Here is a 22,865-nt window from a genome sequence, read left to right as displayed (position 1 = left end):
CGCCCGGCACCGTAGGCTCGACCAACCTGATCCACGTCCACAGAATCGGCGAAGAGGACCACTAGGTGAGCGAAGTCGCGGCGAAGACCGATCTCCAGACCCTGCTCGAACTTCTCGATCTCGAGAGGACCGGCGAGGACACGTACCGAGGTCGGCATCCCGCGCAGGTGGGTAGCCGGACGTTCGGCGGCCAGTTGATCTCCCAGGCACTGGTCGCCGCCGGCCGCACCGTCAGCGGCGAGCGCGCCGTGCACGCGGTCAACGCCCACTTCATCCGCGGCGGAAACGTCAAGGAACCCATCGAGTACCGCGTCGAGCGGCACCGCGACGGCCGGGCCTTCGCGAATCGCCAGGTCACCGCGCTGCAGGACGGTCAGGAGCTGTTCGTCATGCTGGCGGCGTTCCAGGACTGGGGCAAGGGTCTCGAGCACGCGGTCGAGGTGCCCGACGTCCCGTTCCCGGACACACTGCCGCCGCTCGGCGACCACTTCCAGGGTTACGAAGACCGGTTGAAGATGTTCGTCGACGCGCTCAAGCCGATCGACATGCGGTACGCGAACGACCCGTCGTGGATCATGAAGGGCACGGGGGAGAAACTCACCCACAACCGGGTCTGGATGAAATCGGACGGCGACCTTCCGGACGACCCACTCATTCACGTGGCCGTCATGGGCTACTCGTCGGACACCACGGTGCTGGACTCCATCATCACCACCCACGGCCTGTCGTGGGGGCTGGACCGGATCGTCGCGGCCACCGTGAACCATTCCATCTGGTTCCACCGGCCGTTCCGCTTCGACGACTGGACGTTGTACGCCACCGAGTCGCCGGTCGCGGCGGGGTCCCGCGGTCTCGCTACCGGGCGCTTCTTCTCCCTCGAGGGAGAGTTGCTGGCGACCGTGGTCCAGGAGGGCCTCATCCGGCACTTCCCGCCGAAGCGATAGCGGCGCTGCCATTGGTGTTGCCACCGAACGGCTTTGAACGGTAGTTCAACCGGTGGCCGCGGCGTATGGTCGGTCTGGAATCGCCGAAACGGAACGGACGTGCACGATGAGCGCAGACGAACCCGAGAAGAAGGCCGGCCGGCCGGCCGAGAGCGAAGTTCCCGTGCCCGACGACGAGGCGCTCGCCGAAGCCAGGAAGAAGGTGGAGGAGATCGACGCCCGCTACGAGCCGGGGGCCCGCGAGACGGTCGTCCTGCCCGGCTCCGACGGCACGGTGTCGGGAACCGCCTTCGACGACTACGTCGACGACGACGGCAATCTGAAAGAGCCTGAACCCGAGAAGGACTCGTAGAACCCCCTGTCGCCTGGGGACCGTTCACCTCGCCCGATGTCCACCCGCGCGGCCGAAACCGCGCAAATGGGACATCGGGCGGTCTGTGTCTTCCGGGTCGACGCGTGTCCTGCGCGGATCTCTCGCCCATCACCGACCTCCGGGGTTAGACTTCGCCATCTTTTCTGGTGAGTTTCACCTCGTGATCGGGGATATGGGTCGTGGACTGGAACAACGTCGTATGGGACAGCTCGATGTGGCTGCTCAAGGCATACGTCATGACTGTCGTCGCGTTCGTCGTCGTGGTGATACTGCTCGCGCGGTTCACCAAATGGGGTAGGCAGTTCTGGCGCTTCGCCGCGCCCTACTTCGATCCGCGGCGGAGCCTCAAGCCGCTGACCATCCTGGCGGTGCTGCTGCTGTCGACGGTCTTCGCGGTGCGCATGACAGTGCTGTTCTCCTACTGGTACAACGACTTCTACGATTCGATCCAGAACCTGGACGAGCCGGCGTTCTGGCACTTCCTCCGGGTGTTCGCCATCCTGGCGACGGTCCACGTGGTCCGTGCCCTCGTCGAGTACCTGATCGGGCAGACCCTCGACATCGACTGGCGGACGTGGCTCAACCACCATCTCGTCGACGACTGGCTCGACAGCCGCGCCTACTACCGCGACCGGTTCCTCGGCGACGCGATCGACAACCCGGATCAGCGCATCCAGGCCGACATCACCAACTTCGTGACCACGTCCCGCTCGCTGTCGATGGGCGCGGTGACCGCAGTGCTGTCGATCGTGTCGTTCACGGGGATCCTGTGGGACCTGTCCGGCCCGATGACCGTGTTCGGCGTCGAGATCTCGCGGGCGATGATCTTCCTGGTCTACATTTACGTGCTGGTGACCACGGCGGTGGCGTTCTGGATCGGCAAGCCCCTCATCAAGCTGAACTTCCTCAACGAGAAACTCGGCGCCAACTTCCGCTACGCGCTGATCCGGGTGCGGGAGTACGGCGAGAGCATCGCGTTCTACCGCGGCGAGAACGTCGAGCGGCGCACCCTCGCCGGACGGTTCGCGGACGTCATCCGGAACATGTGGCAGATCGTCTTCCGGACGTTGAAGTTCAGCGGCTGGAACCTCACCGTCAACCAGACGGCCGTCATCTTCCCGTTCCTGGTGCAGGGTCCGCGACTGTTCACCGGCCAGGTGTCTCTCGGTGACGTGATGCAGACGTCGCAGGCCTTCGGTCAGGTCCACGACTCGCTGTCCTTCTTCCGCGAGTCGTACGCCGACTTCGCCAGTTTCCGCGCGACCCTCATCCGACTCAACGGCCTCGCCAACGACAACCTGCACGCCGCCGAACTTCCGGTCCTGAAGACCGGCAAGTCGGGCGACGATCTGCAGGTCGACAAGCTGGACGTGCGCATCCCGACGGGGGAGACCCTCATCGAGGGCCTCGCGCTCACCGTGACCCCCGGGCAGTCGCTGCTGGTCAAGGGGCCGTCCGGTTCGGGTAAGACTACGTTGCTCCGCACCCTCGCGGATCTGTGGCCGTACGCCGACGGCACGGTGTCGCGGCCGTCGGGGGAGGCCATCTTCCTGTCCCAGCGCCCGTACCTGCCGCTCGGGTCGCTACGCACCGCGCTGGCCTACCCGAAGGAGCCGACGGCGTCCGACGACGTCGTGCGTGGTGCGCTGTCGAGAGTGTCGCTCGGCAATCTGAGTGATCGGCTCGACGAGACCGCGGACTGGACGCGGATCCTGTCGCCGGGCGAGCAGCAGCGTCTCGCGTTCGCGCGGGTGCTGATCGCCCGTCCCGCGGTGATCTTCCTCGACGAGGCCACGTCGGCGATCGACGAGGGCCTCGAGCACACGCTCTACACTCTGCTCAGGACCGAACTCCCCGACAGCATCGTCGTGAGCGTGGGGCACCGCAGCACCCTCAACCAATTCCATTCCCGTGGTGTGGAACTCGAAGGGGAAGGGCGCTGGACGGAGTCGGAGCTCGTGGGGTGACGGGCGCGTCCAGCCGGGTGATGAACTGCAGCACCCGGTAGGGGTCCCCGGTCGTCGTGTTCCATTGCGACACGAGCAGATGCAGTTCGTCCACCGTGGACGCCGGGTGGATGTATCCGCCGTAGATCTGCGCCCACGTACCGCCGGCGGCTCCCCAGCTGCCGCCGGCGACCTGCACCGTCGGTTCCGACCACCGTCCGTCGATGCGCTGCGCCGTGCGGGTGACGATCGCGTAGGCGGTGGGGTCGAAGTAGGCGAGGACCCAGGTTCCCTCGATCCATCGCAGGCACATCTCCCCGACGGGTTCCGGCAGGATCGGGGTCGCGGGCCGTCCCCACGCCCACCCCGTGCCGCGGTCCCAGCCCCAGTCTTCGTAGGCTCCGGGTTCGAGGATGCGCGCTTCGGGGACTCGGCGCAGGATCATTCCACCCGGATTGGTGCGATCGAACGCGCTCGACACGACGTAGACGTAGCCCTCGTGCCGTTCCATGGTCCACAGTCGGTCGAGCGAACCGCCGCGGTTGTCCCACCGGGCGCGTGTCCGGTGCCAGCGCTCACCGCCGTCGTCGGACCAGGCGAGATACGTGAAGTTCGTCGGCCACCCCTGCGACGCCCACGAGTGCACACTGACGACGGACAGGTAGGTCCGGTCGCCGATCGTGACGGCGTCCGCGGGAACCACGGTGAACTCGCTGCCCGCCGATTCCCGGTGGGGTGATTCGCGGACGTCGTGCGCGTTCGGCAGGATCTCCCTCGCCGTCCGGCCGCCTGCCGCGGAGTCGAATTCGATGCCGCCGCGGAGATCGGTTGTGGTGGAGCGCAACATCACGGGACTGCGCCACCCCCGGCCGCTGGAGCTGAACGTGTCGCCGAAGAAGAACGCGACCCGGCCGTCGGACAGTCGCACCGGACAACCGAGGTCGGTGCCGTGCACACCCCATCGCCGCGTCGCCTCGCCGGTGACCTCCTTCACGAAGGTCGCTGCCGGTGTGGTGGTGCTGCCCGGGATACGCACTCCCTACTGTCGGTGACTTCGCGTGGTCAGGGAAGTCGGGTGGTCAGGACGTCTTGCGGTAGGACTCGGCGAGCTCGTCGGCGCGATCCCACAGCGACCAGTCGACTTCGCGGCCGTCCAATTGCGCTTCGACGACCTCGAGCCCCGCGTGCCAGCCGGCGGCGTGCGCGTAGGCGGATTCCTCTTCCTCCACGGTGTGGGTGAGCGTCAGCCAGCAGCCGCCGCTGCCGTCGGGAACGAGTTCCCAGTGCAGCGTCTCGGCGTCCCACAGGTATTCGAGGATGTGCGCGGGATGCACCGAGATGACCGTTCCGGTGGTGGTCTGATCTGCGGGCAGTCCGAACCGGCGCACCTGCTCCGGTGTCACCCGGAAGACGAGGTCGGCCCCCGGGGTGAGGTCGAAGTCGACGTCGGCGGGAAACCAGGCCTTCAGGTACTGCGGGTCGGTGAGAACACGCCACACCTTCTCCGGCGAGTGCGAGAGCGCTTGCTGGAATCGAAGGGCTACCCGCCCGTCGTAGGTGAAAGTGACGGTGCCGAGCTCCATGGGTGACCTCCGTGCTCGAGGGCGTACCTGTCCCACCATGGTACTGGCAGGACGCCGCAGATCCCCAGGATCGGGCACAAAAAACCGCCGCTACCTGCGGGTCGTCAGACGTCGCCGGGGGAGATGCCCAGACGGTGCAAACGGACCGGGTCGGCCAGGATGTCGATCCGGACGATCTTCCCGCCGGAGACGGTGAACGCCATGACCGAGAACGTCTTCCCGTCGGGCGCGGTCACCACCCCGGGTGTGCCGTTCACCAGGGCGAGACGGCCGAAAGGAGCGAAACGCGAGAACGTGAGGGCCTGCTCGCCGACCGCGCGGGATCCGCGCACCACGTCGGCTCCGCCGGCGCCGCGGTCGGCCCGCAGGACGATGTCCGGGTCGAGCAGGGCGAGGAGGTCGTCGAACCTGCCGCCCCGCGAGGCGGTCATGAATGCCTCGACCACCTCGCGCTGCCGGGTCGGGTCGGTCTCCGGGGCGGGCACCGACCCCTGGACTCGCCGGCGCGCCCGGCTTGCGAGTTGTCGCGTCGCGGCGGGCGTGCGGTCGGCGATCGGGGCGATCTCGTCGAAGGACAGGGCGAACATGTCGTGCAGCACGAAGGCGAGCCGCTCGGCGGGCGTCAGCGTGTCGAGAACGACCAGCAGCGCGAGACCGACGGAGTCGCCCAGCACCGCCTCGTGCTCGGGATCGGTCCCGTCCACCTCGCGCACGATCGGATCCGGAACATGGACCTCCAGGGGATCCTCGCGCCGCGCCTTGCGGGATCGGAGCATGTCGAGGCAGACCCGCCCGACGACCGTCGTCAGCCAACCACGCAGGTTCTGCACCTCGGACGTCTCGGCGCGACTGAGTCGCAGCCAGCCCTCCTGCACGGCGTCCTCCGCTTCGCCGATCGAGCCGAGCATCCGGTACGCGACCGCCGACAGATGAGTCCGGTTCTCCTCGAAGCGGTGCGCCAGAACTTCCTCTGCGTCCATCTGTCACATTCTCCCGTCGCGGTTCGTCATAGCAGTGACCAACGAAAACAAGCCGGTGTGACATCTCACCACCCGAATTCCTTTGGAGGCAGGCAATCATGAAAGCCCGGATGACCAACCCCGCGATGATCGTTCCCGACGCCATGACGTCTCTGCTGGCGCTGGGGAAGGCCACGGCGAAGGCGAACGTGCTGCCGGTGACCCACGCCCTCGTGCACCTGCGGTCGAGCCAGATCAACGGCTGCAGCGTGTGCGTGGACATGCACGCGCGTGAGCTGGAGAAGGAAGGCGAGACCAATCAGCGGATCTTCGCGGTGGCGGCATGGCGGGAGGCCCCGTACTTCAGCGACGCCGAACGTGCGGCCCTCGCGCTGGCCGAGGCGATGACCCGGTTGAGCGATCGCGCGGACCCGGTGCCCGACGAGGTGTGGGACGAGGCAGCCCGGCACTACGACGAGGAGCAACTCGCGTCGCTGGTGCTGTCGATCGCCGGCGTGAACCTGTGGAACCGCATCAACGCCGCCACCCGGCAGGTCGCGGGCGGGCAGTGGTGACAGGGACGCCGTAACGGGGGCGACATGCGAATCGCAGGTCAGAGAATGCATCTGACCTGCGATCGCGGGATGATCCCGGCGGTGCCCTCGGTGAGACTCGAACTCACACTGGACGGGTTTTGAATCCGTTTCCTCTGCCAATTGGGATACGAGGGCGTGTTGCGCTGTACCACTGTAGAAGATCGCCGTTGGGAGTCAACCACCGGTACCCTTCTAACGTTCGCTCCCCGCGCCGGGGTCGTCCGAGCAGAGGAGAATGGTGGCCATGAACGCTCCCCAGCAGCAAGGTGTGCCGTCGCAGCCGCGACGGGTCGTTGTGGCCGAGGACGAGGCGCTGATCAGGCTCGATCTGGTCGAGATGCTGCGGGAAGAGGGCTACGACGTGGTCGGTGAGGCGGGCGACGGGCAGGCCGCCGTCGACCTGGCGGTGGAGCTGAAACCCGACCTCGTGATCATGGACGTGAAGATGCCCCGCCGCGACGGCATCGACGCGGCCTCCGAGATCGCGGCGAAACGTATTGCGCCCGTGGTCATTCTCACAGCGTTCAGTCAGCGCGAGCTGGTGGAGCGGGCGCGCGACGCCGGGGCGATGGCCTATCTCGTCAAGCCGTTCTCCACGGCCGACCTGGTGCCCGCGGTCGAGTTGGCAGCCAGCCGGTTCAAGGAGGTGACCGCGCTCGAGCGGGAGATCTCCGATCTGTCCGAGCGGCTGGAGACCCGCAAGATCGTCGAGCGGGCCAAGGGTGTGCTGATGGACAAGCAGTCCTTGACCGAGCCCGAAGCGTTCAAGTGGATCCAGCGGGCCGCGATGGACCGCCGGTCGACGATGAAGGCGGTCGCGCAGGTGGTGCTCGAGACCCTCGGTGGGGAAGCCCCCACCAGCTGACCGGCGAGATCGGCGGCAGCCGACGCGTTTTCGCCGGGGCCCTCTTCCGCCAGTGGCGGGTCAGTCGCCAGCGGGGAAGTCCGCGGAGCGGCTGACGTCGGCCCAGGCGAGGGCCTCGGCGGCGCGTTCGCGGGACGACTTCTCGGCCATCGCGACGGCGCCTGCCCCGAGTAGCAGACGCAGTGGCGCGTCCTCGGCGGCAACCACATCCATGATGATCCGCGCGGCCCGTGCCGGATCCCCGGGCTGGGTGCCGTCGGAGTCCTCCCGGTAGCGGTTCATCGCGCCGACCGTTGCCTCGTAGTCGGGCCCGACGGCGCTGCGTTGCATCGACGAGCCCTGCCAGTCGGTGCGAAACGCCCCGGGTTCCACGATGAGCACTTTCACCCCGAACGGTCTCACCTCGGCCGCCAGCACTTCGGAGAAGCCTTCGACGGCGAACTTCGCGGCCTGGTAGGCGCTCAGTCCGGGTGTGCCGCCGACGCGGCCTCCGACGGAGGAGAACTGCACGAAGCAGCCGCTGCGCTGCTCGCGCAGGATGGGCAGCGCAGCCCGCGTGACGTTGACGACGCCGAAGAAGTTGGCGTCGACCTGCTGCCGGAAGTCGTCGTCGGCCATTTCCTCGATCGGGACGCTGTTGGCGTAGCCGGCGTTGTTCACCACGACGTCGAGGCCGCCGAACTCCTCGACCGCGGTCGCGACGGCTTCGCGGGCGGCCGCGGCGTCGGTTACGTCCAGGGCGACCGTCCGAACCCGGTCGCCGTACGTGTCGATCAGGTCCGTCAGCTGTTCGGGTCTGCGGGCGGTGGCGACGACGTTGTCGCCGCCGCGCAGGACCGCGGTCGCGAGTTCCCGGCCGAAACCGCGTGAACTACCGGTGATGAGCCAGGTCTTGGCCATGAGAGATCCCATTTCTGCTTGCAACTGACTGGTTGGATGCTTGCGGGATCCATGGAACACCTGCGCGGCGTTGCTGTCAACCAACTGGTTAGTTGATAGTGTGGGCGCATGGTCCGTGATGCAGAGGCAACGAAGAAACGACTACTCGACGCGGCGGCGGCCGAGTTCGCCGAATTCGGTATCGCCGGGGCGCGGGTCGACCGCATCGCCCTCGCCGCCAAGGCGAACAAGTCGATGATCTACGCGTACTTCGGCGACAAGGGGCAACTGTTCGACGCCGTCTTCGCCGCCCACGTGGTCGCGTTCACCGAGCAGGTGCGCTTCGACGCCACCGACCTCCCGGGCTACGCGGGACGCTCGTTCGACCTCTACGAGGACAACCCGGCCACGCTGCGGCTCGCAACCTGGTACCAACTCGAACGGCCCGACGGTGAGCCGCTCCAGGTCGTGGTCGCGTCCAACCGGTCGAAGCTCGCCGACATCGAGCGGGCGCAGAGAAGTGGTGTGCTGCCAACCCGATTCGCGCCGGTGGAGTTGCTCGCCGTCGTCCGGTCCGTCGCGATGTCCTGGCACACGCAGACCCCGGAACTCGGTGCGTCGGCGCCCGCGGACCGGGCCCGCCGGCGCCAGGTGGTGGTCGAGTCCGTGCGCCTACTCGTCGGCGCCTGACGCTCGCCACGCTACGGCCGCGTAAACACTCGTCGTATTCAGATCACAGTAAGGTCACGAGCCTTTCCGGACCGATCGCGAAAGCCGCCGGACCGCTAGCGTCTGATCCCACAGCGGACGCCAACTCGGGTGGCGCCCGCACACAGGTGATCTAAGGAGAGTTTGGATGGCTAAACGGACCCTCGTGCGGGCGGCCGCGGTTCTCGGCGCGGCATCTCTCGCACTGGCAGGTTGTAGTTCGGACAGTGGCGACGACTCCGCGAGCGGGAGTGACAGCTCTGCCTCGGCCACCACGGTTTCCACCGACTGCACCCCCGAAGAAGCGGCGGCAGCGGGTGCCCCGTCCACGGCGCCGCTGAAGATCGGCACCCTGCTCCCCGACACGGGAAGCCTCTCCTTCCTCGGACCGCCGATGGTGGCGGGCACCCAGCTCGGCGTCAACGACGTCAACGCGGCAGGAGGGGTTCTCGGCCAGCCCGTCCAGCTGATTCCCGGCGACTCCGGCGACACCACCACCGATACGGCGAACACCACGGTGGACCGCGAACTGGCGGCGGGCACCCAGGTGATCATCGGTGCGGCGTCGTCGTCGGTGTCGCTGAAGGTCATCGACAAGGTGTCCAGCGCCGGCGTCGTGATGTTCTCCCCGGCCAACACGTCCGACCAGTTCGTCTGCTACCCGGACAAGGGGCAGTACTTCCGCACCGCCCCCACCGATGTACTGCAGGCTCAGGCTGTGTCGCAACTCATCTCGGACGACGGCGGTCAGCGCGTGTCCATCCTGGCCCTCAACGACCCGTACGGCACCGGGCTCGCCGACAACATCCAGAAGAACCTCGTCGACGCGGGCATCCCCGAGGACCAGATCCAGAAGATCATCTACGATCCCAACGCGCAGTCGTTCAACTCCGAGGTCGACCAGGTCAAGGATTTCGCGCCGGACGCCGTCGCGGTGGTCGGATTCGAGGAGTCGGCCAAGATCATCACCCGGATGCACGAGGTCGGCATCGGCCCGTCCGACGGCATGAAGGTCTACGGCGTGGACGGCAACATGGGTAACGCGCTCGGCGAGTCGGTGGCGGCGCCGCTGCTCGACGGCATGCAGGGCACCACGCCGCTCACCGATGTCGGCCCGGCCTTCCAGGATCGTCTCAAGGGCATCAACCCGGGGTTGATCGACTTCAACTACGCGGGTGAGTCCTACGACGCCGTGGTCATTGCCTCGCTCGCCGCGGAAGCGGCGAAGTCGACGGCGGGTCGTGACATCGCCGCGAACATCAACAACGTCACCGAGGGCGGCACGCCGTGCACGTCGTACCAGGAATGCCTGCCGCTCGTGCAGGCCGGAACGGACATCGACTACAACGGCATCACCGGCAAACTCGACTTCGCCGCCGCCGGTGAGCCGTCCATCGGTTCGTACGGCAAGCTGAAGTTCGGTGCCGACAACAAGCTGACGACGGAAGGGTACATCGTCGTCGGCGGGTGATCGCACTCGTCTGAAACGAACTGTGGGCCAGGGAAACCTGGCCCACAGTCGTGTCCGGAACCGCTCGGACTACTTCTTCTCCTGGCTGCCCGCGAGGGTACCGAGGTACAGCTCGATCACCTTCGGGTCGTGCATCAGGTTGGGCCCCGAGTCGGTGTAGGCATTGCGGCCCTGGTCGAGGACGTAGCCGCGGTCGCAGATCTGCAGGCACCGCCGGGCGTTCTGTTCCACCATGATCACCGAGACACCCGCCGCGTTGATCCTCTTGCAGCGGATGAACACCTCGTCCTGGAACATCGGGGAGAGTCCGGCGGACGGCTCGTCGAGCAGCAGCACGGACGGATCCATCATCAGCGCCCGGCCCATGGCGACCATCTGACGCTCACCTCCGGACAGGGCGCCCGCCTTCACCTTCTTCCGCTCGACGAGCAGTGGGAACAGGTCGCCGACGAACGCGAACCTCTCCGCGAAGAGCTTGGGGCGCAGGTACATCCCCATCTCGAGGTTTTCCTCGATGGTGAGCGAGGGAAAGACGTTCTGCGTCTGCGGGACGTAGCCGACACCCTTCTGCACGAGCACGTGGGCGGGTTTGGACGTGATGTCCTCACCACGCAGGGTCACCGAGCCCTCACGGACCGGGATCAACCCGAACAATGACTTCAGGAGAGTGGACTTACCCGCGCCGTTGGGGCCGATGATGCCGACGATCTCTCCCTCGCGCAGGAAGAAATTGCATTCGCGGAGGATGTTGACGCCGGGGATGTAGCCCGCCACCACACTGTCCGCGCGGACGAGGGCGCCCTCGGCGAGCCGGGCGTGCTCCTCGGGTGTGGCCGCGAATTCCGCTGGGGTCGGTTCGGTCATGGGTTCTCACGCCTCAGCTCGGTGATGTCGGGTTCGGAGAGGTCGCCGCCGGTCTCGAGGGTTTCGGCCTCGGCGCTCTCGAGTGCCTCGGCCAGAACGGCGGTCGCGCCCACCGGATTCCCCTCGTCGTCGAATTCGAGCGCCTGATCGTGGTGGCTGCCGAGATACGCGTCGACCACCGCGGTATTGGACGAGAGGTGCTCCGGGGTGGACTCGGCGATCACACTGCCCTGCGCCATCACCACCACCCAGTCGCTGATGTCGCGGATGACGTCCATGTCGTGTTCCACGAACACGACGGTCATGCCCTCGTCCCGAAGCGATTTGATGTGGCCCAGCAGGCTCTGAGTGAGCGCCGGGTTCACGCCGGCCATCGGCTCGTCGAGCATCATCACGGTCGGCTCGGTCATCAGCGCCCGCGCCATCTCGAGCAGCTTGCGCTGACCGCCGGACAGCGAACCGGCGAGATCGTCGGACTTGGTGTCGAGTGTGAACCGCGCGAGCAGTTCGTTGGCCCGTTCGGTGACGGCGCGTTCCTGCGCCTTCCACGTCCACGGCAGCAGCGTGTTGACAATCCGTTCGCCGCGTTGCCCGGTGGCGCCGAGCCGCACGTTGTCGAGCACCGTCAGCTTCGACAGCGCCTTGGTGAGCTGGAACGTGCGGACGACACCGCGGCGGGCCACCTGGTGCGGATACATCCGGCCGAGGGACTGGCCGTCCATCGACCACGTGCCGCTGTCCGGCCGGTCGAAACCGGTGAGCAGGTTGAACAGGGTGGTCTTGCCCGCGCCGTTCGGACCGATCAGTCCGGTGATGCAGCCGCGCTGGATCTCCAGATGCGCCACGTCGACGGCCTTGAGCCCGCCGAATGTGCGGGACACGTTGTCGACGAGAAGGATCGGGTCGGGTTTGGGTGCGCCGGGGGTGTGCGGGACGTCGGTGAAGATCGAGGCCCGTTGCTCGGCGGTGAGCACCGTGTCGGTCTGCAGATGATCCGGCAGTCTGTGGTCAGGCATTGAGCTGCACCTCCCGCTTGTTGCCCAGTATGCCCTGCGGCCGGAAGACCATGAGCACCGCGATCATGATGCCGAGCAGGACGAAGCGCATGGCCCCGACCTGCTGTTCCGTCAGCGGCAGCAACGGCTCCGGACCGGAGATGGCCTGTCGCAGCAGTGCGTCCGGGATGGCCAGCAGGAACCAGAACAGCATCGCGCCGACCACCGGTCCGAAGACGGTGGCCGCGCCGCCGAGGATGAGGGCGCCGAACGCGAAGAACGTCTGGGCGGTGGAGTAGAAGTCCGGGTTGATCGACTTGGTCTGCAGTGCGTTGAACACACCGCCGAGCCCGCCGATCATGCCGCCGAGGACCAGCGCCTGCATCTTGTAGACGAAGACGTTCTTGCCGAGGGCGCGCGCAGCGTCCTCGTCCTCGCGGACCGCCTTGAGGACGCGGCCCCACGGGCTGTGCGTGAGGAGGTATACGAACCCGCACAGCACCAGGACGAGAGTCCAGCCGACGACCATCGACCAGAGGTCGTCGCCGTAGAACTTCACCCCGAGGAAGTTGTACTGCTTACCGGAGTCGAACGGGCTGAGCGTGGTGAACGGATCGGCGAAGCCGAACAGGCCGTTGGTGGATCCGGTGATCGAATCCGAAGCGGTGGAGCGGAATATCAGCCGCAGGATCTCGGACGCGGCGATCGTGACGATGGCGAGGTAGTCGGCTCGCAACCGCAGCGTCGGGATACCGAGGACGACGGCCAGCAACCCGGCGGCGGCGAGACCGACGAGGATGCCGACCCACAGCGGCTGCTGGTAGGTGACGGTCATGATCCCGACGCCGTAGCCGCCGAGGAGTGCGAAACCGATCTGACCGAAGTTCAGCAGCCCGGCGTAACCGAAGTGCAGGTTGAGGCCGATTGCCAGCAGCGCGTAGAAGATCGCGGACGGGCCGATCAGCTGGGCGAGCGAGACCTGGAGTGCTCCTGCGATGTCCATGCCCTCACCCGATCCTTTGCCGGCTGCCGAGAATGCCCTGAGGCCGGACGATCAGGATGACGATCAAGATGAGCAGTCCTCCGATGTACTTGAGGTCGGGGTTGATCACCAGCGTCGACAGCTGAACGAGCAGACCGACGATCACACAGCCGAGCAGCGCGCCGTAGGCGGTGCCGAGTCCGCCGAGCGTGATGCCGGCGAACATCAGCAGCAGGAGTTTGAAACCCATCTCCCACTGCACGCGGCCGCCGAGTTCGGAGATGCCGAACAGGACGCCGCCGAGCGCGGCCAGGCCGCCGCCGAGCCCCCACACGAAGCGGATCACCCGTTCGACGTCGATGCCCGAGGATGCGGCCAGGTCGCGGTTGTCGGCCACGGCGCGCATGGCCTTGCCGATGCGCGTCTTCTGCAGCAGCAGGGCAACTCCGACGAGAACGACGAGGCTGATCGCGATGCACACGAGGTTGGCGTCGGTGATCGCGATCGGCCCCCAGTGCCGCTCCACCTGCGCCTGGTAGTCGACGAACGGCTCCGCGCGATCGGAGAAGAAGATCAGGATCAGGTAGCGCAGGGAGATCGCGAGTCCGATCGACACCACCAGCTGGGCTATCAGACCGGTCTTGCGTTTTCGCAGCGGTTTCCAGATCGCGGCGTTGTTCAGCAGGCCGATCAGGATCCCCACGAACACCGCGAGGACGGTGGCCGGGATCAGCTGCACACCGAACGTCACGTTGATCACCCACGCCGCGACCGCGCCGAGGGTGACGAGTTCGCCGTGCGCGAAGTTCGTCAGGCCGGTGGTGCCGTAGATCAGGCTCAGCCCGACACCGGCGATGGCGATGACGAGTCCGAACCGGAGTCCGTCGATGGTCTGGCGAATCAGCTTCTCGTAGAACGGGACCGCGGAACCGGTCCGGGCCTCGCCGAACGAGAAGATGACCGTGTTGGCGCGACCGGCCACCACTTCACGCTCGACCGTGCCCTGCACGCTGACGTTGTCGGGCAGGGTGTCCGCGACGATCTCGAACGTGTACGTGCCGGGCGCGACCTGGAGTTCCCAGCGACCGTTCGACTCCGACGTCGCCTTCGCCACCTCGGTGCCCGAGGAGTCGAGGGCGCGCACCTCGACGTCCGCGAGCCGTTCGCCTGCGTTGTTGAGATTGCCACTGACCCGCACCGCGTTCGCCGGCGGAGCCGGTTGCTGACTGGTTGCGGTCGGTGGAGGCGGCGGCGTGGGTTCCTGCGCCGCCGCGGGACCGCCGAAGGCGATCGCCGCGACGAGGCCGAGTAGGACGAGGACGAACGCACGGCCGAGTTGCCGGGTGGCCGGACCTCGTCTCGTGTGTTTCCTCGCGGATGTCGGTCGCGTCCTCACTGCTGGGAGTCGCTTCCTCACGGTTGGGGCCACGCAGGTCCTCCGGGGACGTGTAGTCGGTCAGGAACGTGCGGCGACGGGCTCGACTACCGCCCGTGCCGCAATTTCCGGACTCTAACGGCTCCGGTCGCGCGAAATGGGGTTCTCGGATTTCCGGCACGTTTCGGTTGGGTATCGAACCATCCGGCTGATCGGTGTCGTATCCGCTCCCTAGACTGGGCAACCGTGAGCCCTGCAACCACCCCCCGGTCCACCACGTCCCCCGCGTCCGGCGCAGCCGCGCCGTCCGACGATCGCCCCACCCTGATGCTGCTCGACGGCCATTCGCTGGCCTTCCGTGCGTTCTACGCCCTGCCCGCCGAGAACTTCAAGACGCACAGCGGTCAGGTCACCAATGCCGTCTACGGGTTCACATCGATGTTGATCAACCTGCTGCGCGACGAACAGCCCACCCATGTGGCGGCGGCGTTCGACGTGTCCCGGCAGACGTTCCGGGCCGAGAAGTTCCCCGAGTACAAGGCCAACCGCAGCAAGGCCCCGGACGAGTTCAAGGGGCAGGTCGAGATCACCAAGGACGTCCTCGGGGCCCTCGGCATCCCGGTGATGGCCGAGGAGGGCTTCGAGGCCGACGACATCATCGCCACGCTCACCACCCAGGCGGAGGTGCTCGGGTACCGCGTCCTCGTGGTGACCGGCGACCGGGACTCGCTCCAGCTGGTCACCGACGGGGTGACGGTGCTCTACCCGAAGAAGGGCGTCTCGGACCTCACCCGGTTCACGCCGGCGGCCGTCGAGGAGAAGTACGGGCTCACACCCGCGCAGTACCCCGACTTCGCGGCCCTGCGCGGCGACCCGAGCGACAACCTGCCGGGCATCCCCGGGGTGGGGGAGAAGACCGCCACCAAGTGGATCAAGGAGTACGGCGATCTCGTCGGGCTGGTCGACAACGTCGACAAGGTTCGCGGCAAGGTCGGTGACGCGCTGCGGGAGAACCTGCCGAACGTCCTGCTCAACCGGGAGCTCACCGAGATGGTGCGCGACGTCCCGCTGCCGTACACCCCCGACCAGCTGATGCTCGCGCAGTGGGATCGGGAGAAGATCCACGCGCTGTTCGACGACCTCGAGTTCAAGGTGCTGCGCGACCGGCTGTTCGCGACGCTCGCCCCGGTCGAAGCCGAGGCGGAGGAGGGCTTCGAGGTGCGCGGCAGTGCGCTCGAACCGGGTGCGGTCGCGGACTGGCTGTCGGCGCACGCGTCGGCGGGCGAGCGGTCCGGTGTGTCGGTGGTCGGTACCCGCACCCCGTACGGCGGCGACGTGACGGCGATCGCCGTCGCAGCCGCCGACGGCGAGGGCGCGTACATCGCCACCGCGTCCGCCACACCGGAGGACGAGAAGGCGCTCGGCGACTGGCTCGCGGACGCGACCCAGCCGAAGGCCCTGCACGAGGCCAAGTGGGCGATGCACGCGCTGCGCGGACGCGGCTGGGTGCTCGGCGGTCTCACCAGCGACACCGCGCTGGCGGCGTACCTGGTGCGCCCCGGGCAGCGGACGTTCAACCTCGACGACCTGTCGCTGCGCTACCTGCGCAGGGAACTGCGGGTGGAGGAGACCGGGCAGGCGCAGCTGTCGCTGCTCGACGACGCCGATCAGGTCGACGCCGAAGCCGCCGAGACCGAGATTCTCAGTGCCCGCGCCGTCCTCGACCTCGCGGCCGCGCTCGACACGGAACTCGAGAACATCGAGTCGACTGCCCTGCTGTCCGAGATGGAGTTGCCGCTGCTGGCGGTGCTGGCCGACATCGAGGCGTCCGGCATCGCCGTCGACGGCGACCACCTGCACGACCTGCAGAGCCGGTTCGCGGCCGAGGTGTCCGAGGCGGCGGAGGCGGCCTACGGGGTCATCGGGAAGCAGATCAACCTCGGGTCACCCAAGCAGCTGCAGGTCGTGCTGTTCGACGAGCTGGAGATGCCCAAGACGAAGAAGACGAAGACCGGCTACACGACGGACGCCGAGGCGCTGCAGAACCTGTTCGAGAAGACGTCGCACCCGTTCCTCGAGCACCTTCTCGCGCACCGCGACGCGACGCGGCTGAAGGTGACCGTCGACGGTCTGCTGAAGACGGTCGCCGAGGACGGCCGGATCCACACGACGTTCAACCAGACGGTCGCCGCCACCGGCCGGCTGTCGTCGACCGAGCCCAACCTCCAGAACATTCCGGTGCGCACGGACGCGGGCCGCCAGATCCGCGACGGATTCGTCGTCGGCGAGGGCTACGACTCGCTGCTCACCGCCGACTACAGCCAGATCGAGATGCGGATCATGGCGCACGTGTCCGGTGACGAGGGCCTGATCGAGGCGTTCAACACCGGAGAAGACCTGCACAGCTTCGTCGGCGCGCGTGCGTTCGGCGTGCCGATCGAGGAGGTCACCCCCGAGCTGCGCCGCCGCGTGAAGGCGATGTCGTACGGGCTGGCGTACGGGCTCAGCGCGTTCGGTCTGGCGGCGCAGCTCAAGATCTCGACCGAAGAGGCCAAATCGCAGATGGAGGCGTACTTCGCCCGGTTCGGCGGGGTGCGTGACTACCTGCACGAGGTCGTGGAACAGGCCCGCAAGGACGGCTACACGTCGACGCTGTACGGGCGCCGCCGCTACTTGCCCGACCTCACCAGCGACAACCGCCAGCGTCGGGAGGTCGCCGAGCGTGCCGCGCTCAACGCCCCCATCCAGGGCACGGCCGCCGACATCATCAAGGTCGCGATGATCGACGTGCAGCGTTCGCTGCGCGACGCGGGTCTGAAGTCGCGCATGCTGCTGCAGGTGCACGACGAACTGGTGCTCGAGGTCGTCGAAGCGGAACGGGACCAGGTGGAACAGCTGGTCCGCGACAAGATGGCCTCGGCGATCGAACTGTCGGTGCCGCTCGACGTGTCCGTCGGCACCGGTCGCAGCTGGGACGCCGCCGCGCACTAGGCGGCGGCGGTCGTCCGCTCGGTCCGGCCGGGGCGGTCCTCCGCCCTGTTCGGCGCGGCGGTCCTCCGCCCTATTCGGCGGGGGCCTGCTCGGCGATCTGCTTGCGCACCTCGTCCATGTCGAGGGCCTTGACCTGCGTGAGAAGATCCTCGAGCGCCGCGGGCGGCAGCGCACCCGGCTGACTGAACACCAGCACACCCTCGCGGAACGCCATGATGGTCGGGATCGAGCGGATGTTCGCGGCGGCGGCGATGCCCTGCTCCGCCTCCGTGTCGACCTTGGCGTGCACGACGTCGGGGTGCTGCTCCGACGAGGCCTCGAAGGTGGGGGCGAAGGAGCGGCACGGTCCGCACCACGATGCCCAGAAGTCGACCAGAACGACGTCGTTGCCGGTCACGGTCTCGTCGAAGTTCTGCTGAGTCAGAGTCTTGGTGGCCACGAGGGTCCTTTCGATCGGTGGGTCTGCCTGTGCAACGCGGCGTCGCCGTCGATTCTTCCCCGCGGGGTCCTCAGCCGGTGCGCGCCGTGTCCCGGAACGTGCGGCGGTACGCCTGCGGGGTGGTGTGGCGCAGCCGGAGGAAATGCTGCCGCAGCACCGCACCGCCGCCGAAGCCGACGCGTTCGGCGATCACGTCGACCGAGAGGTCCGAGTTCTCGAGCAGGTGCTGCGCGGCCAGCACCCGCTGGTCGCTGAGCCAGCGGGCCGGGGTGGTCCCGGTCTCGGCCTGGAACCGTCGCGCGAATGTCCGGGGCGACATGTTGGCCTTGGCCGCCACCGCGGTCACCGTGAGGTCGAGGGCGAGGTGCTCGGTCATCCAGTCGAGCAGCGGACCGAGGGTGTCGATGGTCGTCGACGGCAGCGGCATCGCCACGTACTGCGCCTGTCCGCCGTCGCGGTGCGGCGGGACGACCATGCGCCGGGCGATCACATTGGCCACCTTGCTGCCCTGTTCCTTGCGCACGATGTGCAGGCACAGGTCGATGCCGGCGGCGGTGCCGGCGCTGGTCAGGACCGGATCGTCGTCGACGTAGAGGACGTTCGGGTCGACGGTGGCCGCCGGGTGGAGTTCGGCGAGCCGCCGGGCGTGCCGCCAGTGGGTGGTGCACTTGCGTCCGTCCAGCAGTCCGGCGGCCCCGAGCACGAACGCGCCGCTGCACAGGCTGGCGACCTTGGCGCCGCGGTCCACCGCGGCCCGGAGTTTGTCGAGGAGAGGATCCATGTGCGGGGCGGGCTCCTTCGCGCACAGGTAGGAGCCGTCGTCCTCGGCGTAGGTGCCGCCCGCGGGAACGACGATGAGGTCGGCGTCGTCGAGCCGGTCGAGGTCGTACGGGACGTCGATGCCGTATCCGAAACGGGTGCGGATGGGTTCCGGTGAGCCGGCGACGAGGGAGAAGTCGTAGGTGGGCAGGCCGTCGTCGGATCGGTCGAAACCGAACACCTCGCAGGCGACGCCGAGTTCGAACGCCTCGGTGAGCGGCATGAGGGGCACGACGACCTTTTCCAGCACGAACCCAGTATGGCAGGAAAACGATCAACTATGTCGTTTCTGCCACTTTTGCTCGGAGGCCGAGGGAACCAGGCTGAAGGCATGACAATCCTGGTCGTGGTACTCCTCGTGTTCCTGGCGCTCGACGCGCTGGCGCTCGCCGGCCGCACGCCCGACACCCACAACGAAGTCATCCAGCACGGAGACTTCCGGTTTTGAGAGGAAATCCGGCGGTCCAGTACGCGGGCACGGCGCTCGCCTGGGGTGCGAGTTTCTTCTTCATCAAGGTCGGTCTCGAGGGCCTGTCCTTCACCCAGGTCGTGCTGTGGCGACTCGTGTTCGGGGCGGTGACCCTCGGCGCCGTCCTCGGAATCACCCGGACGGGGTTGCCGCGCGAAGCGGCGACCTGGGCGCACCTGTCGGTGCTGGCTGTCGCGCAGTGCCTGCTGCCGTGGCTGCTGTTCAGCTGGGCCGAGCAGGGCATCAGTTCGGGGCTGGCCAGTATCTACAACGCCACCACACCGCTGATGACGATGTCGGTGGCCCTGGCATTCCTGCCGGGGGAGAAGCTCACGGACGCAAAGTTGTTCGGTCTCCTGCTCGGGTTCACGGGTGTGGTCGTGGTGCTGGCGCCGTGGCAGTCGGGGATTCTCGGGAGTGTCCCCGCCCAACTCGCGTGCCTCGGCGCCACCGCGTCCTACGGCGTGGCATTGGTCCACCTGAGGCGGTTCATCCTCCCGCGCGGCGTGAGCACTCCGACCATCGCATTCATGCAGGTGTCGATCGCCGCAGCCGCCATGGTGCTCGCCACCCCGTGGGTCGCGAGCACACCGATGCACCTGACCCCCGCGATCGTCGCGTCGATGATCGGGCTCGGGGCGTTCGGCACGGGACTGGCGTTCGTGTGGAACACGAACGTGGTGCGAGGCTGGGGGCCCACCGCGGCGTCCACCGTCACCTACCTGACCCCGGTCGTCGGCGTCGTGCTCGGCGCGGTCGCACTCGACGAGCACATCTCCTGGAACCAGCCCCTCGGGGCGCTCGCGGTGATCGCGGGAATCGTCGTCACCCAACGGTCTTCTCGAAGGGCCGCCGCGACGATCACCGCGCACACACCGTGATCACGGGGGTGCCGTCACCACCCACTCGCGTTTGGCGTCCCCGTCCCACCGGCGCACCACCGACGCCCGGCCGACGATGTCGCCGCCGTCGAGCAGCCGCGCGGCCTCCGGGATCTGATCCGCAGGCAGTCGCCGCGCGAGGGTCACGTGCGGCGTCCACTCGCCCGGCCGGATGTGCGGCGTGACCTCCGTGGCATTCTCCGCGAGATCGAACACGCTGCGGTGCAGGGACAGCAGGGCCTTCGACGGCACCACCAACCGGGACAGCGTGACGTGCCTGCCCCCGAACATCACGAGACCGCCCAGCCGGATGTGGAACGAGGGCGTCGCGATCCGGCGGCCCAGTAGTTCGTCGATCTCGGGTGGGATGTGGCGTGCCACGAACAGGGTGATGTGGGGCCGATTCGATTCGGCGCGAACCCGGGTGCGGCTGGGCATCCCCGCATCCCACAGGCGTTGCCACTCGGCGCGCACGGCAACGTCGGTCGCTTCGTCGAACAGCAGTTCCACCGACTGGACCATGGTAGGCAATGATGGCCTCATGAGCGGTGCTACGGCAAACATTTCCGGTACCCGGGTCGGGGTGCTCCTCGGCGACGGCATCGGTCACGAGATCGTTCCGGCGACCCAGCGGGTGGTCTCGGCCGCGGTGACCGCGGCGGGAGCCGGCGACGTCGACTGGGTGGAACTGCCCCTCGGCCTGGGCGCCATCGAGTCGCACGGAACGCCGATCCCCGACTCCACGCTGTCCGCGCTGGACGAACTCGACGCCTGGATCCTCGGTCCGCACGACAGCGCCGCCTACCCGGAGCCGTTCCGCGGCCGGCTGACTCCGGGTGCAGTGGTGCGCAAGCGTTTCGACCTCTTCGCCAACATCCGCCCCGCGCGCTCGCTCGAGGGCGTCGCCTCGACGGTGCCGGACATGGACCTCGTGATCGTCCGGGAGAACACCGAAGGCTTGTACGCGGATCGGAACATGTTCTCCGGCAGCGGCGAGTTCATGCCGACTCCCGACGTGGCGCTGGCCGTCGGCGTCGTGACACGGCGGGCGTGTGAGCGCATCGCGCACACCGCATTCGCGCTGGCGCGCACGAGGGCCCGCCACGTCACGATCGTGCACAAGGCCAACGTGCTGTCGGTGACCACCGGACTGTTCCGCGACGTCTGCCGGGAGGTGGGGGAGCGCCACTACCCGGACGTGCGGATCGACGACGAGCACGTCGACGCCATGACCGCACACCTCGTCCGCAGGGGGCGCGACTTCGACGTCGTGGTGACGGAGAACATGTTCGGCGACATCCTGTCGGACCTGGCGGGCGAGCTGTCCGGCTCGCTCGGTACGGCCCCGTCGATCAACAGTTCCGAGACGAAGGTGATGGCGCAGGCGGCGCACGGAGCCGCCCCCGACATCGCGGGACGCAACCGGGCCAATCCGACGGCCCTGATGCTGTCGGCCGCGATGATGCTCGAGTGGCTCGGGGACCGCCGCGCCGACCGGCATCTCGGCGGCGCGGCCCACCGTATCCGCGACGCGGTCCGTGCGACGATCGCCTCCGGGGTCGCCACAGCTGACCTGGGTGGACTCGCATCCACCAGCGAGTTCACCGAGACAGTCCTCGCCCGGACACTGCGTCGCTGAAACCGCCGCCACGGGCCGGGTCAGGCCGTTAATGTTCGGTAACGACGTCCGCAGTTGCGGGTGTCGTGACCTACCGTTCGACTAGTCGGAGTTCGAGAGTTCTCCGTCGCCGTAGCTCGCTCGGTGCACCACGATTCTTGGAGGACATGCCAGTGTCTGGTCGATCCGTCTTCGCGCGAGGCCGCGTGGCCCGCACCATCTGTGCACTGGCGGGTGGCAGTGCTCTGCTGCTCGCCGGCTGCGCCAGCAATACCGAGGGCGGCGGCTCGCCGTCCGGAGAAGACACCGTCGCCGTGGAAGTCGACAAGGTGGATGCCATCGCGGCGACACTGCCCGAGAAGATCGCCTCGTCCGGCAAGATCATCGTCGGCGTCAACATTCCCTACTCGCCCAACGAGTTCAAGGATCCGAGCGGCAAGATCGTCGGCTTCGACGTCGACCTCGTGGACGCTGTGGGCAAGGTGCTCGGTGTGACACCGGAGTACACCGAAGCGGACTTCGACAAGATCATCCCGTCGATCCAGGCCGGCAGCTACGACATGGGTATGTCGTCGTTCACCGACACCAAGGAACGCGAGCAGTCGGTCGATTTCACCACCTACTTCAGTGCCGGAGTGCAGTGGGCGCAGCCCGCCGGGAAGTCCGTCGACCCCACCAACGCGTGCGGCCTCCGGGTGGGCGTGCAGACGACCACCATCGAGGACCTCGAGGAGGTGCCCGCCAAGAGCGCGGCGTGCGTCGCCGCCGGTAAGCCGCCCATCGAGATCGTGAAGTTCGACAGCCAGGACGACGCGGCCAACGCCGTCGCCCTCGGCAAGGTCGATGCGATGTCCGCCGACTCGCCCGTCACCGCGTATGCGATCAAGCAGAGTGACGGCAAGATCGAGGCCGCGGGCGAGGTCTTCGACGCCGCGCCGTACGGCTGGCCCGTCGCGAAGGGCTCGCCGCTCGCGCAGACCCTCCAGCAGGCGCTGCAGCACCTCATCGACGACGGCACCTACCGGACGATCGCGCAGAACTGGGGTGTCGAGGCGGGCGTCATCACCACCTCCCAGATCAACGGCGCCACGAGCTGAGCGGTTGACGA

At 67.6% G+C, this 22,865-nt stretch carries 22 protein-coding genes and 1 tRNA gene; 11 read left to right on the top strand and 12 right to left on the bottom strand.

What is annotated here, in order from left to right:
* Positions 1 to 65 precede the first annotated feature (65 nt).
* The 3 genes from P3H15_RS37865 to P3H15_RS37855 all read left to right on the top strand — a co-directional run bounded on the left by P3H15_RS37865 (position 66) and on the right by P3H15_RS37855 (position 3,284).
* On the top strand, positions 66 to 944 hold the full coding sequence (locus tag P3H15_RS37865) for an acyl-CoA thioesterase II (protein ID WP_276141946.1): 879 nt from the start codon (positions 66 to 68) through the stop codon (positions 942 to 944).
* Between the two features lie 106 nt (positions 945 to 1,050).
* On the top strand, positions 1,051 to 1,296 hold the full coding sequence (locus P3H15_RS37860; RefSeq protein ID WP_276141945.1) for a hypothetical protein: 246 nt from the start codon (positions 1,051 to 1,053) through the stop codon (positions 1,294 to 1,296).
* A gap of 200 nt (positions 1,297 to 1,496) precedes the next feature.
* Positions 1,497 to 3,284: an ABC transporter ATP-binding protein/permease gene (locus P3H15_RS37855; protein ID WP_276141944.1), complete on the top strand. Its 1,788-nt coding sequence runs from the start codon at positions 1,497 to 1,499 to the stop codon at positions 3,282 to 3,284.
* Here P3H15_RS37855 and P3H15_RS37850 read toward each other — a convergent pair.
* The 3 genes from P3H15_RS37850 to P3H15_RS37840 all read right to left on the bottom strand — a co-directional run bounded on the left by P3H15_RS37850 (position 3,211) and on the right by P3H15_RS37840 (position 5,826).
* Complete coding sequence (locus P3H15_RS37850) at positions 3,211 to 4,299, bottom strand: DUF4185 domain-containing protein (protein ID WP_276141943.1); 1,089 nt, start codon at positions 4,297 to 4,299, stop codon at positions 3,211 to 3,213. The two genes, P3H15_RS37855 and P3H15_RS37850, sit on opposite strands and share 74 nt — an antisense overlap.
* 43 nt (positions 4,300 to 4,342) lie before the next feature.
* Positions 4,343 to 4,846, bottom strand: a complete 504-nt coding sequence (locus tag P3H15_RS37845; protein ID WP_124394335.1) for an SRPBCC family protein — start codon at positions 4,844 to 4,846, stop codon at positions 4,343 to 4,345.
* A gap of 104 nt (positions 4,847 to 4,950) precedes the next feature.
* Positions 4,951 to 5,826: a sigma-70 family RNA polymerase sigma factor gene (locus P3H15_RS37840; RefSeq protein ID WP_276141942.1), complete on the bottom strand. Its 876-nt coding sequence runs from the start codon at positions 5,824 to 5,826 to the stop codon at positions 4,951 to 4,953.
* A gap of 98 nt (positions 5,827 to 5,924) precedes the next feature.
* Here P3H15_RS37840 and P3H15_RS37835 point away from each other — a divergent pair, with 98 nt between their 5' ends.
* Complete coding sequence (locus tag P3H15_RS37835; protein WP_276141941.1) at positions 5,925 to 6,380, top strand: carboxymuconolactone decarboxylase family protein; 456 nt, start codon at positions 5,925 to 5,927, stop codon at positions 6,378 to 6,380.
* Between the two features lie 82 nt (positions 6,381 to 6,462).
* On the opposite strand, the gene P3H15_RS37830 is transcribed toward P3H15_RS37835, so the two are convergent.
* Positions 6,463 to 6,536 (bottom strand) — tRNA-Leu (locus tag P3H15_RS37830).
* A gap of 100 nt (positions 6,537 to 6,636) precedes the next feature.
* On the opposite strand from P3H15_RS37830, the gene P3H15_RS37825 reads away from it, so the two are divergent.
* Positions 6,637 to 7,266 (top strand): ANTAR domain-containing response regulator, encoded by a 630-nt coding sequence (locus tag P3H15_RS37825; protein ID WP_083395834.1) that lies wholly within the window; start codon positions 6,637 to 6,639, stop codon positions 7,264 to 7,266.
* Between the two features lie 60 nt (positions 7,267 to 7,326).
* Here P3H15_RS37825 and P3H15_RS37820 read toward each other — a convergent pair whose 3' ends face one another.
* Complete coding sequence (locus tag P3H15_RS37820) at positions 7,327 to 8,166, bottom strand: oxidoreductase (protein WP_276141940.1); 840 nt, start codon at positions 8,164 to 8,166, stop codon at positions 7,327 to 7,329.
* A gap of 108 nt (positions 8,167 to 8,274) precedes the next feature.
* Between P3H15_RS37820 and P3H15_RS37815 the strand changes: the two genes are divergently transcribed.
* Both P3H15_RS37815 and P3H15_RS37810 read left to right on the top strand, forming a co-directional pair.
* Positions 8,275 to 8,835 (top strand): TetR family transcriptional regulator, encoded by a 561-nt coding sequence (locus P3H15_RS37815; protein ID WP_276141939.1) that lies wholly within the window; start codon positions 8,275 to 8,277, stop codon positions 8,833 to 8,835.
* Positions 8,836 to 9,001: 166 nt separating this feature from the next.
* Positions 9,002 to 10,324, top strand: coding sequence for an ABC transporter substrate-binding protein (locus P3H15_RS37810; protein WP_276141938.1), 1,323 nt, complete (start codon positions 9,002 to 9,004; stop codon positions 10,322 to 10,324).
* Between the two features lie 69 nt (positions 10,325 to 10,393).
* On the opposite strand, the gene P3H15_RS37805 is transcribed toward P3H15_RS37810, so the two are convergent.
* From P3H15_RS37805 to P3H15_RS37790, 4 genes are read right to left on the bottom strand one after another with little or no spacing between them, the layout of a single operon-like run.
* Positions 10,394 to 11,188, bottom strand: coding sequence for an ABC transporter ATP-binding protein (locus P3H15_RS37805; RefSeq protein WP_276141937.1), 795 nt, complete (start codon positions 11,186 to 11,188; stop codon positions 10,394 to 10,396).
* A complete protein-coding gene (locus P3H15_RS37800) occupies positions 11,185 to 12,204 on the bottom strand; it encodes an ABC transporter ATP-binding protein (RefSeq protein WP_276141936.1) in 1,020 nt (339 codons plus the stop codon). The genes P3H15_RS37805 and P3H15_RS37800 overlap by 4 nt, the downstream gene beginning before the upstream one ends.
* Positions 12,197 to 13,186, bottom strand: coding sequence for a branched-chain amino acid ABC transporter permease (locus P3H15_RS37795; RefSeq protein ID WP_276141935.1), 990 nt, complete (start codon positions 13,184 to 13,186; stop codon positions 12,197 to 12,199). The genes P3H15_RS37800 and P3H15_RS37795 overlap by 8 nt, the downstream gene beginning before the upstream one ends.
* A 4-nt stretch (positions 13,187 to 13,190) precedes the next feature.
* Positions 13,191 to 14,561: a branched-chain amino acid ABC transporter permease gene (locus P3H15_RS37790; RefSeq protein WP_276141934.1), complete on the bottom strand. Its 1,371-nt coding sequence runs from the start codon at positions 14,559 to 14,561 to the stop codon at positions 13,191 to 13,193.
* Positions 14,562 to 14,786: 225 nt separating this feature from the next.
* Between P3H15_RS37790 and polA the strand changes: the two genes are divergently transcribed.
* Positions 14,787 to 17,531 carry a DNA polymerase I gene (gene polA, locus P3H15_RS37785; protein ID WP_276141933.1) on the top strand — a complete coding sequence of 915 codons (2,745 nt, stop codon included), beginning with the start codon at positions 14,787 to 14,789 and terminating at the stop codon, positions 17,529 to 17,531.
* 70 nt (positions 17,532 to 17,601) lie between these two features.
* Here the strand turns inward: polA and trxA are convergent, their stop codons facing one another.
* Both trxA and P3H15_RS37775 read right to left on the bottom strand, forming a co-directional pair.
* The gene (trxA, locus tag P3H15_RS37780; protein ID WP_005260388.1) at positions 17,602 to 17,970 is read right to left on the bottom strand and encodes a thioredoxin; all 369 of its coding nucleotides are present in this window, start codon (positions 17,968 to 17,970) and stop codon (positions 17,602 to 17,604) included.
* Between the two features lie 70 nt (positions 17,971 to 18,040).
* The gene (locus tag P3H15_RS37775; RefSeq protein ID WP_276141932.1) at positions 18,041 to 19,039 is read right to left on the bottom strand and encodes a helix-turn-helix domain-containing protein; all 999 of its coding nucleotides are present in this window, start codon (positions 19,037 to 19,039) and stop codon (positions 18,041 to 18,043) included.
* Positions 19,040 to 19,233: 194 nt separating this feature from the next.
* Between P3H15_RS37775 and P3H15_RS37770 the strand changes: the two genes are divergently transcribed.
* The gene (locus P3H15_RS37770; protein ID WP_276141931.1) at positions 19,234 to 20,139 is read left to right on the top strand and encodes a DMT family transporter; all 906 of its coding nucleotides are present in this window, start codon (positions 19,234 to 19,236) and stop codon (positions 20,137 to 20,139) included.
* Here P3H15_RS37770 and P3H15_RS37765 read toward each other — a convergent pair whose 3' ends face one another.
* Positions 20,140 to 20,661 carry a 2'-5' RNA ligase family protein gene (locus P3H15_RS37765; protein WP_276141930.1) on the bottom strand — a complete coding sequence of 174 codons (522 nt, stop codon included), beginning with the start codon at positions 20,659 to 20,661 and terminating at the stop codon, positions 20,140 to 20,142.
* Between the two features lie 19 nt (positions 20,662 to 20,680).
* On the opposite strand from P3H15_RS37765, the gene P3H15_RS37760 reads away from it, so the two are divergent.
* On the top strand, positions 20,681 to 21,778 hold the full coding sequence (locus P3H15_RS37760) for an isocitrate/isopropylmalate dehydrogenase family protein (protein WP_276141929.1): 1,098 nt from the start codon (positions 20,681 to 20,683) through the stop codon (positions 21,776 to 21,778).
* Between the two features lie 146 nt (positions 21,779 to 21,924).
* Positions 21,925 to 22,854, top strand: a complete 930-nt coding sequence (locus P3H15_RS37755; RefSeq protein WP_276141928.1) for an ABC transporter substrate-binding protein — start codon at positions 21,925 to 21,927, stop codon at positions 22,852 to 22,854.
* Positions 22,855 to 22,865 lie beyond the last annotated feature (11 nt).

Source organism: Rhodococcus sp. T2V (assembly GCF_029269925.1).
Lineage (GTDB): Bacteria > Actinomycetota > Actinomycetes > Mycobacteriales > Mycobacteriaceae > Rhodococcus_F > Rhodococcus_F koreensis.
The sequence above is the reverse complement of the archived record's forward strand: the minus strand, read 5'-3'. Positions and strand labels throughout refer to the sequence as shown.

Bases quoted from the DNA above. Each gene is read 5' to 3' on its own strand.
- P3H15_RS37795 (WP_276141935.1), bottom strand. From the start codon at position 13,186: ATGGACATCGCAGGAGCACTCCAGGTCTCGCTCGCCCAGCTGATCGGC.
- P3H15_RS37835 (WP_276141941.1), top strand. From the start codon at position 5,925: ATGAAAGCCCGGATGACCAACCCCGCGATGATCGTTCCCGACGCCATG.
- P3H15_RS37755 (WP_276141928.1), top strand. From the start codon at position 21,925: ATGCCAGTGTCTGGTCGATCCGTCTTCGCGCGAGGCCGCGTGGCCCGC.
- P3H15_RS37820 (WP_276141940.1), bottom strand. From the start codon at position 8,166: ATGGCCAAGACCTGGCTCATCACCGGTAGTTCACGCGGTTTCGGCCGG.
- P3H15_RS37825 (WP_083395834.1), top strand. From the start codon at position 6,637: ATGGTGGCCATGAACGCTCCCCAGCAGCAAGGTGTGCCGTCGCAGCCG.
- P3H15_RS37860 (WP_276141945.1), top strand. From the start codon at position 1,051: ATGAGCGCAGACGAACCCGAGAAGAAGGCCGGCCGGCCGGCCGAGAGC.
- P3H15_RS37800 (WP_276141936.1), bottom strand. From the start codon at position 12,204: ATGCCTGACCACAGACTGCCGGATCATCTGCAGACCGACACGGTGCTC.
- P3H15_RS37760 (WP_276141929.1), top strand. From the start codon at position 20,681: ATGAGCGGTGCTACGGCAAACATTTCCGGTACCCGGGTCGGGGTGCTC.
- P3H15_RS37805 (WP_276141937.1), bottom strand. From the start codon at position 11,188: ATGACCGAACCGACCCCAGCGGAATTCGCGGCCACACCCGAGGAGCAC.
- P3H15_RS37815 (WP_276141939.1), top strand. From the start codon at position 8,275: ATGGTCCGTGATGCAGAGGCAACGAAGAAACGACTACTCGACGCGGCG.
- P3H15_RS37810 (WP_276141938.1), top strand. From the start codon at position 9,002: ATGGCTAAACGGACCCTCGTGCGGGCGGCCGCGGTTCTCGGCGCGGCA.
- P3H15_RS37765 (WP_276141930.1), bottom strand. From the start codon at position 20,661: ATGGTCCAGTCGGTGGAACTGCTGTTCGACGAAGCGACCGACGTTGCC.
- P3H15_RS37840 (WP_276141942.1), bottom strand. From the start codon at position 5,826: ATGGACGCAGAGGAAGTTCTGGCGCACCGCTTCGAGGAGAACCGGACT.
- P3H15_RS37845 (WP_124394335.1), bottom strand. From the start codon at position 4,846: ATGGAGCTCGGCACCGTCACTTTCACCTACGACGGGCGGGTAGCCCTT.